We start from the raw sequence: 9676 nt of genomic DNA on the forward strand, positions 1-9676 counted from the left end.
CTCCGGATTAACTGGCGGTGACGGTAATTTCTGCAACCGCAGCAAACTCACCATTACCGGATACAACCGGAATGTTGACCTTGCCTGCAGCAACGCCGTTCACGGTGATGGTCATACCACTGACCGACACGGTGGCTTTTGTTTTATCCGCAGACACCGCACGAAAGCTCTTGTCGGTTACGCCCTCCGGCTGGAAGGCCACGGTCAGCGTGGTGCTCTGCCCTTTCACCACCGAGGTGCTGGCAGGCGTCACGGTCATGCCGGTTGCCGCTGTTACCGTGCTGCGATCTTCTGCCATCGACGGACGTCCCACATTGGTGACTTTCACCGTGCGGGTGATCACTTCCTTCGCCGTCACCGCCTTACCGATACTGCTGACCCAGCCACGGAACACATCGACCGTGCCGTTCGGGAAGCGGATTTTATAGGCACGGGTATCGCCTTCATTAAACCACGCCAGCAGCGCCTGCTGCCCCTGCTCTCCGGGCATCCACGCCAGCGTGAAGCTGGTATCTCCGGCAGATTTCTGCCCCTGCCCGGTCGCAGTCCAGTCTGCATCTTCATCATCGAGATAGCTGTCGTCATAGGACTCAGCGGTCAGTTCGCCGGGCGTCAGGTCTTTAACTTTTGCCAGACGCGACCAGTCAACGTCTGAAAGCGGATTCGCGTAAGGGTCACCGCTCCCCTTATAAACCCACAGGGTGGTCCCGGCACCTTTCACCGGCATTGTAGGATTTGGTACAGGCATAGCGTCCTCACATTTCATAGGTAATGACATAAGTCAGATCGGCTGAACTCCACAAGCCCGCATCATCGTCGCGCCGGTAGTCATAGCCGCTGGCCACCATACTGGTGATCAAATCTGACAGTGCCGGGATATCGCTCATCACCGGATAAATCCGGGACTCCATCCACGCATCCAGCTCTGAATCCGGCACCTGAGCAGGCAGGAAAACTTCGATATGCAGCTCCGCCTGCCAGGTATCGCTGTCCAGCTCTTCGCCCGTGTATTCAGCGCCGGTGAGATAAACGGCAACTGCCGGAAAATCCGCCTCATCAAAAACAGCGGGGCGACCATCAAAAAACGTCGCCCCGGTGTCATGCTTCTCCAGTGCATCCAGTACGGCTGCACGGAGTTCAGTATGTTTCATCGCTTTATTACCATCCTCAGTTGATGCTGCAGCGCATAGCCCAGCTCTTTCGGAAGACGTTCACGCCGTATCCGCTCAATATTTTGTTTAAACGCCGTGGTCAGCGGCACCGCCATCGGGATTTTCACCACATCAATGGGGTAACGGTTTTTCCCAGCCACACGCTGCATGACATGCCACCGGCCATTTTTCAGTTGCTGAATAAACGCGCCGGGAATACGACGGTTACCCACCACAAGCACGCTGCCGCCACCTTTCAGGGATGAACGCTGCCCCTTTTTACGACGCCTGCGGCGCGAAAGGACAACCCGCGCATTACCCAGCTTGATTACGGGCAAATCCCCCCGGTTAACTTTGATTCTGGCCTGCGGATTTTTGACCGTGGCCCTTTTCAGCCTGGCCCTTTCCTTTACCAGTTTCCGGCGTACCTTTGTCTCACGGGCAACCTGTGACGCCGACTGCGATATCGCGGATGAAGCAACGCGGTTAATGGCCATTGCGGCGGCACCAGGCACCGCCGTTTTGCTGATACGGCTGAGGTTTTCAACGGCCTGCTCAAGACCTTTTATGGCCATACATCCCCCTTTCAGCGGCGACGGTTAACGGCAGGCGGTACGCCCCGTCCAAGCCAGAGATGACAACTTCCGCCATCATCCGGCGAAACCCGATCTACCCAGAAATTTTCCTCACCGATGGTCAGCGTGTCTCCACGCCGCAGCTGCCGCACCTCATCAGTCCGGACAAACAGGGACGGGCTGGAGCCTTCAACGCGCACGCCCTGTCCGGCATAGCTGATATTTTCAGGGTCATCAAAAACACCACGTATCACCGCACCTGACTGCTCACCGGATGTAATGGTGGCTGACGTTCCCATGTACCCGCGTATCGTTTCATCGGCGCGGGCAATGGCAGCATCGAACAGGTTATCGAAATCAGCCACAGCGCCTCCCGTTATTGCATTCTGGCCAGGCCGCGCTCTGTCATTTCGGCTGCCACACCGGCAGAGACACGAAACGCCGTTCCCGGCAGCACAAATGCCACAGGTTCATCCCGCGTGGCGTGAAGTGCATCAGTATGCAGCTTCACCAGTGCCACGACCGTGACCAGTTCAGACGTATCCAGAATCACGGTATCCGGCTGCGCTGATCCCACCTCATTTTCATGTCCGGTCAGCACATTTTCCCGGCTGAGAGGGGTGTCCTGACCGGCAGTTTCATCCGTGTCATCAAGCTCCTCTTTCAGCTCTGCCACACGGAGCGCCAGTTCTTCTTTCGTCCCCGTCAGGCTGACATCACGGTTCAGTTGTTCACCCAGCGAGCGGAGACGGGCAATCAGTTCATCTTTCGTCATGGACTCCTCCACAGAGAAACAATGGCCCCGAAGGGCCATGATTACGCCAGTTGTACGGACACGAACTCATCAGGGTCAGCCAGCAGCATCAGCGGTGCTGACTGAATCATGGTGAACTCACGCGCCGGATCGCCGGTGGTCACCCAGTTTTTCGGGTAACGGGCAGAGGCGTTAATGCCTTCGCGCTGTGCGTCCGCATCCTGAATGCAGCCATAGGTGCGCAGACCGCGTGCCTGAGTGTTCCCCAGCACCATCGTGTTGTCCGGCAGGAAGTTCTTTTTGACGCCGTTTTCCACGTACTGTCCGGAATACACGACGATGGCCACATCGCCATACATCCCCTTATAGGACACCGCTTTGCCCAGGTCTTTCACCGCTGTCTCCAGCTCGGAATTAGAGCCACGACGGGTATCCAGCTTCTCCTTGACGGCTTTGAAGGAACGGAACAGCGCCCAGCCTTTCGGATCGAACACGATGATATTCACCACACCGCTGGCGTTCAGCGCGTAGGCTTCGATATCGTCGGTCGGGTCATACGTGGACTTGTCACGCTTGCTCCACTCCGTGCCGCCGGACTGCGTGATGTTATTCTCCTCACTGCGGCCCATATCCACCTCAACCGGATCGAAGGCTTCACCGGTCATGGTGTATTTGCCCTTAAGCACGGCAGAAACTGCCTGCATCTCTTCGACCTGAGCAATGGCCAGCTCTTCGTCACGCATGTTCTGCATGATGATGCGACGGCGGCGGTAAGCCGGGTCCGCCAGATTCTGCGGATCTTCATCCGGCAGGCGACGCAGGGTCATCTGCGGATTCACTTCATGCTTCGGCTTGACATATCCCGGCGTAAATTCAGAGGTGGAGCCGCCACGGGAACGGATAACCTCACCGGAAACAATCGGCGAAACGTACAGCGCCATGTTTACCAGTCCCGGAATTTGTGAGAGATAGACTTTCTCCGTGGTGAAGGGATAGCTCTCACGGAAAAAGAGACGCAGAAACAGCGGATCAAACTTAAATTTCTGCTCATTTGCCGCCAGCAGTTGGGCGGTTGTGTACATCGACATAAAAAAATCCCGTAAAAAAAGCCGCACAGGCGGCCTTTAGTGATGAAGGGTAAAGTTAAACGATGCTGATTGCCGTTCCGGCAAACGCGGTCCGTTTTTTCGTCTCGTCGCTGGCAGCCTCCGGCCAGAGCACATCCTCATAACGGAACGTGCCGGACTTGTAGAACGTCAGCGTGGTGCTGGTCTGGTCAGCAGCAACCGCAAGAATGCCAACGGCAGCACCGTCGGTGGTGCCATCCCACGCAACCAGCTTACGGCTGGAGGTGTCCAGCATCAGCGGGGTCATTGCAGGCGCTTTCGCACTCAATCCGCCGGGCGCGGTTGCGGTATGAGCCGGGTCACTGTTGCCCTGCGGCTGGTAATGGGTAAAGGTTTCTTTGCTCGTCATAAACATCCCTTACACTGGTGTGTTCAGCAAATCGTTAACGGCATCAGATGCCGGGTTACCTGCAGCCAGCGGTGCCGGTGCCCCCTGCATCAGACGATCCAGCGCAGTGTCACTGCGCGCCTGTGCACTCTGTGGTGCTGCGGCCAGAATGCGGCGGGCCGTTTTCACGGTCATACCGGGGGTTTCTGCCAGCACGCGTGCCTGTTCTTCGCGTCCGTGAGCCTCCTCACAGTTGAGGATCCCCATAATGCGGCTGTTTTCTGCCGCAACCGCTGCGGTGATCTGCGCGTTCACGTCCGGCTGCGCCGCGCTGGCGTTCTCGCCCTCCGTCGCTGGCACCACGTCAGTAACGTCAGCCTGCGAAGCAGTGGCTGAAACAGTTGTTGATTGAGTCTCTTTGGTCATTCGCCCTCCTGAGAGACGGGATTTACGTGCATCCAGTGCATCACGCATGACGGTGATCGCATCGGTGCTGTTAACAAGTTCATCAGCCAGTCCGGCATCAATGGCCTCCTGACCGCTGTACACTGCAGCCTCGGTATCCAGCACAACCTGCACGGACAGGCCGGTATATGCCGACACCTTCTGCGCAAACATCTGGCGGGTTGCGTCCATCCGGGACTGCAGTGTCTCCCGGACGTCATCCGGAAGATGGCTGTAGGGGTTGCCATCCACCTTATGGCTGCCGCTGTAAATCAGCGTGATTTCCACACCCTGTTTCTCCAGCGCAGCACCGTAATTACTGTGAGCCATCATGACGCCGATGGAGCCTGTCCGGGCGGTCTGCGTGACCAGACGCCGGGAGGCGGCACTGGCAAGCAACTGACCTGCACTGCAGTTCATGTCGTTGGCAAGCGCCCATACCGGTTTTATGTCACGCACACGGGCGATGATGTCAGCGCAGTCAAATGCCCCCGCCACCATCCCGCCGGGCGTGTCCATATCGAGCAGAATGCCGTCCACCATCGGATCGCTGGCAGCCTGTTGCAGACGGGCGATAATGCCGTTGTAACCGGTCATCCCCGAGTACGGCTGCAGCGCCCGCGTCCGGCTGACCAGCGTGCCGGACACCGGCAGCACGGCGATGCCGTTCATGACCTGATAACTGCGGGCCTGTCGTGGTCCGTCATCATCACCGGATAATGCCAGCGTCGCGAGTGCCTCCTGGGCAGTCAGGCTGTCGCCGGACACCGCATCCGTCAGGCTGCTGATCCCAAGCTGGCCTGCAAGCGCACAAAAGAAAACCCGCGCATAGGCGGGTTCAAGCATCAGCGGCTCATTAAAGGCCATGCTGGCAATATGCGGGAGATTACGCAGCTCTGCTGTCACTCTTCTCCTCCTCTGTTGATTGTCGCAGCCCGGATTCAAATGCTGCAGCCGCCCAGGCGGGCGGTTTAAGACCGGCTGCACGGCGCTCCATCGTTTCACGGACCTGCTGGGCAAAAATTTCCTGATAGTCGTCACCGCGTTTTGCGCACTCTTTCTCGTAGGTACTCAGTCCGGCTTCTATCAGCATCACCGCTTCCTGAACTTCTTTCAGACCATCGATGGCCATACGACCGGAGCCTATCCAGTCGCAGTTCCCCCAGGCACTGCGGGCTTCCTGAAAACTGAAGCGCGCTTTTGAAGGTAACGTCACCACGCGGCGAACGATGGCCTCTTCCAGCCAGCACAGAAACATCTGGCTCGCCTGACGGGATGCGACGAATTTTCGCCGCCCCATAAAGTACGCCCACGACTCGTTCGCACTGGCCCGTGCCGTGGAGTAGCTCATCTGGGCGTAATTCCGGGAAAGCTGCTCATACGAGACACCCAGCCCGGCAGCGATATACCGCAGCAGTGACTGCTCAAACACGGAGTAGCCGTTATCCGTATCCTGAGCCGTCTGCAGGTTCAGTGAGTCACCCGGCATCAGGTGCGGTACTTTTGCGCCTCCCAGCCGGACCGGCGCTGCGGCGTAATACGCGGCAATTTCACCAATCCAGCCGGTCAGCCTTTCCCGCTGCTCCTGACTGTTCGCGCCCAGAATAAAATCCATCGCTGACTGCGTATCCAGCTCACTCTCAATGGTGGCGGCATACATCGCCTTCACAATGGCGCTCTGCAGCTGCGTGTTCTGCAGCGTGTCGAGCATCTTCATCTGCTCCATCACGCTGTAAAACACATTTGCACCGCGAGTCTGCCCGTCCTCCACGGGTTCAAAAACGTGAATGAACGAGGCGCGCCCGCCGGGTAACTCACGGGGTATCCATGTCCATTTCTGCGGCATCCAGCCAGGATACCCGTCCTCGCTGACGTAATATCCCAGCGCCGCACCGCTGTCATTAATCTGCACACCGGCACGGCAGTTCCGGCTGTCGCCGGTATTGTTCGGGTTGCTGATGCGCTTCGGGCTGACCATCCGGAACTGTGTCCGGAAAAGCCGCGACGAACTGGTATCCCAGGTGGCCTGAACGAACAGTTCACCGTTAAAGGCGTGCATGGCCACACCTTCCCGAATCATCATGGTAAACGTGCGTTTTCGCTCAACGTCAATGCAGCAGCAGTCATCCTCGGCAAACTCTTTCCATGCCGCTTCAACCTCGCGGGAAAAGGCACGGGCTTCTTCCTCCCCGATGCCCAGATAGCGCCAGCTTGGGCGATGACTGAGCCGGAAAAAAGACCCGACGATATGATCCTGATGCAGCTGGATGGCGTTGGCGGCATAGCCGTTATTGCGTACCAGATCGTCTGCGCGGGCATTGCCACGGGTAAAGTTGGGCAACAGGGCTGCATCCACACTTTCACTCGGTGGGTTCCACGACCGCAACTGCCCTCCAAATCCGCTGCCACCGCCGTGATAACCGGCATATTCGCGCAGCGATGTCATGCCGTCCGGCCCCAGAAGGGTGGGAATGGTGGGCGTTTTCATACATAAAATCCTGCAGGTCCCCTGCGTCGCTGTGTCATGCCGGTCTGCACTTCCAGCTCTGCAATATATTTTTTCAGGTCAGACACGGAAGTGGCCGTAAACTCCACCCTTCGTCCGTCTTTCTGTACTGTTGCCACCCGTTTACCTGTCATCAGGTCATGCAGTGCCGCACGGGCAGCGGCAAGTTCTTCCTGTCGCGTCATTCATCCTCTCCGGATAAGGCACGGGCGTAATCTGCCAGTGTTTTCTTGTTGGTTGCTGCACCATCCTCTTCCTGCAGGCTCGCCAGCAGCGCACTGAGATCCAGCTGCCAGCGGGAAATACTGATGCGCAGCGCCGCCAGCGCATAAACGAAGCAGTCGAGTGCCTCATTGCGTCGCTTTTTGCTGTCCCACAGTATTTTTTTCCTGCCATCCACCCATTTTTCGACCTGCTCTTCAGCAGTCAGCTGCTGCGCTTCGGTCAGATCAAAAATATCCGGGTTATTCGGGAAGTGAACGGCACCGGGAAGCGGTTCATCCCCTTCCGGCGTCAGTGTGAAGCGGTTATAAATCTGCTCTTTCGCGGTATCCGTACCGATTTCGGTAAGGTAAACCCCGTTTTTGTTTCGCTTACGTGGCATGCTGGCCACCGGCTTTCCGTAGACGGATGCCCCTTTAATGGGGATCACCCGGAACAGCCCATGTTTTTTCGAGCGTTCATACACAATGGTCGGGTCAATCCCGCCAGTATCCCAGCAGATACGGGATATCGACATTTCTGCACCATTCCGGCGGGTATAGGTTTTATTGATGGCCTCATCCACACGCAGCAGCGTCTGTTCATCGTCGTGGCGGCCCATAATAATCTGCCGGTCAATCAGCCAGCTTTCCTCACCCGGCCCCCATCCCCATACGCGCATTTCGTAGCGGTCCAGCTGGGAGTCGATACCGGCGGTCAGGTAAGCCACACGGTCAGGAACGGGCGCTGAATAATGCTCTTTCCGCTCTGCCATCACTTCAGCATCCGGACGTTCGCCAATTTTCGCCTCCCACGTCTCACCGAGCGTGGTGTTTACGAAGGTTTTACGTTTTCCCGTATCCCCTTTCGTTTTCATCCAGTCTTTGACAATCTGCACCCAGGTGGTGAACGGGCTGTACGCTGTCCAGATGTGAAAGGTCACACTGTCAGGTGGCTCAATCTCTTCACCGGATGACGAAAACCAGAGAATGCCATCACGGGTCCAGATCCCGGTCTTTTCGCAGATATAACGGGCATCAGTAAAGTCCAGCTCCTGCTGGCGGATGACGCAGGCATTATGCTCGCAGAGATAAAACACGCTGGAGGGGTCATCCGGCGTCCATTTGAGGCCAAACGGCGTCTCTTTGTCGCCAAATTTAAGATACTGCTCCTCCCCGCAATGCGGGCAGGCAACATGAAAACGCATAAAATGCGGGGATTCACTGGCTGCACGCTCAATCTGACAGGTGCCTCTCACTTTTGGCGTGGAGCCACGGATGGACTTTGGCCAGACCGAGCCTTCAATACGCTTGTCACCCAGGAACGTCGGAGAGCCTTCCTGTTCAATATCATCATCAAAAGCAGCAAGTTCATCATAACCCGCCACATCCACCGACTTTTCACGGTAGTTTTTTGCCGCTTTACCGCCCAGGCACCAGAAGCCACGCCCATTAGTGAAACGCTTCATGGTGAGCGTGTTATCCCGGTGCTTTTTGCCATACCACGGGGCCAGCGCCAGCAGCGACGGAATATCACGAATAGTCGGCTCAACGTGGGTTTTCATAAAGTTCTCGGCATCACCATCCGTCGGCAACCAGATAAGGGTGTTGCGCTGCTTATGCTCTATAAAGTAGGCATAAACACCCAGCAGCATTTTGGAATAACCGACACGGGCAGACTTCACCACATTCACCTCACGGATGTAGTCGCTGCCCATCGCATTCATGATGGCCCGCTGAAAGGGCAGTGTTTCCCAGCGCCCTTCCTGGTATGCGGATTCTTTCGGGAGATAGTAATTAGCATCCGCCCATTCAACGGCGGTCTGTGGCTCCGGCCTGAACAGTGAGCGAAGCCCGGCGCGGACAAAATGCCGCAGCCTGTTAACCTGACTGTTCGATATATTCACTCAGCAACCCCGGTATCAGTTCATCCAGCGCGGCTGCTTTGTTCATGGCTTTGATGATATCCCGTTTCAGGAAATCAACATGTCGGTTTTCCAGTTCCGGAAAACGCCGCTGCACCGACAGGGGGAGCCCGTCGAGAATACTGGCAATTTCACCTGCGATCCGCGACAGCACGAAAGTACAGAATGCGGTTTCCACCACTTCAGCGGAGTCTCTGGCATTCTTCAGTTCCTGTGCGTCGGCCTGCGCACGCGTAAGTCGATGGCGTTCGTACTCAATAGTTCCTGGCTGGAGATCTGCCTCGCTGGCCTGCCGCAGTTCTTCAACCTCCCGGCGCAGCTTTTCGTTCTCAATTTCAGCATCCCTTTCGGCATACCATTTTATGACGGCGGCAGAGTCATAAAGCACCTCATTACCCTTGCCACCGCCTCGCAGAACGGGCATTCCCTGTTCCTGCCAGTTCTGAATGGTACGGATACTCGCACCGAAAATGTCAGCCAGCTGCTTTTTGTTGACTTCCATTGTTCATTCCACGGACAAAAACAGAGAAAGGAAACGACAGAGGCCAAAAAGCTCGCTTTCAGCACCTGTCGTTTCCTTTCTTTTCAGAGGGTATTTTAAATAAAAACATTAAGTTATGACGAAGAAGAACGGAAACGCCTTAAACCGGAAAATTTTCATAAATA

The 9676-nt window shown here is 56.5% G+C and carries 12 protein-coding genes; all 12 read right to left on the minus strand.

Annotated elements, in window-relative coordinates; genetic code table 11:
• Positions 1-7: 7 nt before the first annotated feature.
• Genes G3255_RS18140 through G3255_RS18195 form a run of 12 tightly spaced genes read right to left on the minus strand, consistent with a single transcriptional unit; the run spans position 8 to position 9512 of the window.
• Positions 8-748, minus strand: a complete 741-nt coding sequence (locus tag G3255_RS18140) for a phage tail protein (protein ID WP_001349920.1) — start codon at positions 746-748, stop codon at positions 8-10.
• Between the two features lie 7 nt (positions 749-755).
• Complete coding sequence (locus tag G3255_RS18145) at positions 756-1151, minus strand: phage minor tail U family protein (RefSeq protein ID WP_000683105.1); 396 nt, start codon at positions 1149-1151, stop codon at positions 756-758.
• Positions 1148-1726, minus strand: a complete 579-nt coding sequence (locus G3255_RS18150) for a phage tail protein (RefSeq protein WP_000975070.1) — start codon at positions 1724-1726, stop codon at positions 1148-1150. Before G3255_RS18150 ends, G3255_RS18145 begins: the two co-directional genes overlap by 4 nt.
• 11 nt (positions 1727-1737) lie before the next feature.
• Positions 1738-2091, minus strand: coding sequence for a head-tail joining protein (locus G3255_RS18155; RefSeq protein WP_000752979.1), 354 nt, complete (start codon positions 2089-2091; stop codon positions 1738-1740).
• 11 nt (positions 2092-2102) lie between these two features.
• Positions 2103-2501 (minus strand): DNA-packaging protein FI, encoded by a 399-nt coding sequence (locus G3255_RS18160; RefSeq protein ID WP_000158919.1) that lies wholly within the window; start codon positions 2499-2501, stop codon positions 2103-2105.
• A 41-nt stretch (positions 2502-2542) separates the two neighbouring features.
• Positions 2543-3568 (minus strand): major capsid protein, encoded by a 1026-nt coding sequence (locus G3255_RS18165; RefSeq protein WP_000063280.1) that lies wholly within the window; start codon positions 3566-3568, stop codon positions 2543-2545.
• Between the two features lie 55 nt (positions 3569-3623).
• A complete protein-coding gene (locus G3255_RS18170) occupies positions 3624-3956 on the minus strand; it encodes a head decoration protein (RefSeq protein WP_001297109.1) in 333 nt (110 codons plus the stop codon).
• A gap of 9 nt (positions 3957-3965) precedes the next feature.
• Positions 3966-5285: a S49 family peptidase gene (locus tag G3255_RS18175; RefSeq protein WP_000123343.1), complete on the minus strand. Its 1320-nt coding sequence runs from the start codon at positions 5283-5285 to the stop codon at positions 3966-3968.
• Positions 5266-6867 carry a phage portal protein gene (locus G3255_RS18180; protein ID WP_001359455.1) on the minus strand — a complete coding sequence of 534 codons (1602 nt, stop codon included), beginning with the start codon at positions 6865-6867 and terminating at the stop codon, positions 5266-5268. Before G3255_RS18180 ends, G3255_RS18175 begins: the two co-directional genes overlap by 20 nt.
• Complete coding sequence (locus G3255_RS18185) at positions 6864-7070, minus strand: phage head-tail joining protein (RefSeq protein WP_000198149.1); 207 nt, start codon at positions 7068-7070, stop codon at positions 6864-6866. Before G3255_RS18185 ends, G3255_RS18180 begins: the two co-directional genes overlap by 4 nt.
• On the minus strand, positions 7067-8992 hold the full coding sequence (locus G3255_RS18190; RefSeq protein WP_001027292.1) for a phage terminase large subunit family protein: 1926 nt from the start codon (positions 8990-8992) through the stop codon (positions 7067-7069). Before G3255_RS18190 ends, G3255_RS18185 begins: the two co-directional genes overlap by 4 nt.
• Entirely contained in the window at positions 8967-9512 is a 546-nt protein-coding gene (locus tag G3255_RS18195) for a DNA-packaging protein (protein ID WP_000453580.1), read from the minus strand. The genes G3255_RS18190 and G3255_RS18195 overlap by 26 nt, the downstream gene beginning before the upstream one ends.
• Positions 9513-9676: the final 164 nt, after the last annotated feature.

Source organism: Planococcus sp. MSAK28401 (assembly GCF_018283455.1).
GTDB classification, from domain to species: Bacteria; Bacillota; Bacilli; order Bacillales_A; family Planococcaceae; genus Planococcus; species Planococcus alpniumensis.

Excerpts from the sequence above, each read along its gene's own strand:
- G3255_RS18165 (WP_000063280.1), bottom strand. The coding sequence starts at position 3,568 with ATGTCGATGTACACAACCGCCCAACTGCTGGCGGCAAATGAGCAGAAA.
- G3255_RS18170 (WP_001297109.1), bottom strand. The coding sequence starts at position 3,956 with ATGACGAGCAAAGAAACCTTTACCCATTACCAGCCGCAGGGCAACAGT.
- G3255_RS18195 (WP_000453580.1), bottom strand. The coding sequence starts at position 9,512 with ATGGAAGTCAACAAAAAGCAGCTGGCTGACATTTTCGGTGCGAGTATC.
- G3255_RS18150 (WP_000975070.1), bottom strand. The coding sequence starts at position 1,726 with ATGGCCATAAAAGGTCTTGAGCAGGCCGTTGAAAACCTCAGCCGTATC.
- G3255_RS18145 (WP_000683105.1), bottom strand. The coding sequence starts at position 1,151 with ATGAAACATACTGAACTCCGTGCAGCCGTACTGGATGCACTGGAGAAG.
- G3255_RS18185 (WP_000198149.1), bottom strand. The coding sequence starts at position 7,070 with ATGACGCGACAGGAAGAACTTGCCGCTGCCCGTGCGGCACTGCATGAC.
- G3255_RS18160 (WP_000158919.1), bottom strand. The coding sequence starts at position 2,501 with ATGACGAAAGATGAACTGATTGCCCGTCTCCGCTCGCTGGGTGAACAA.
- G3255_RS18180 (WP_001359455.1), bottom strand. The coding sequence starts at position 6,867 with ATGAAAACGCCCACCATTCCCACCCTTCTGGGGCCGGACGGCATGACA.
- G3255_RS18140 (WP_001349920.1), bottom strand. The coding sequence starts at position 748 with ATGCCTGTACCAAATCCTACAATGCCGGTGAAAGGTGCCGGGACCACC.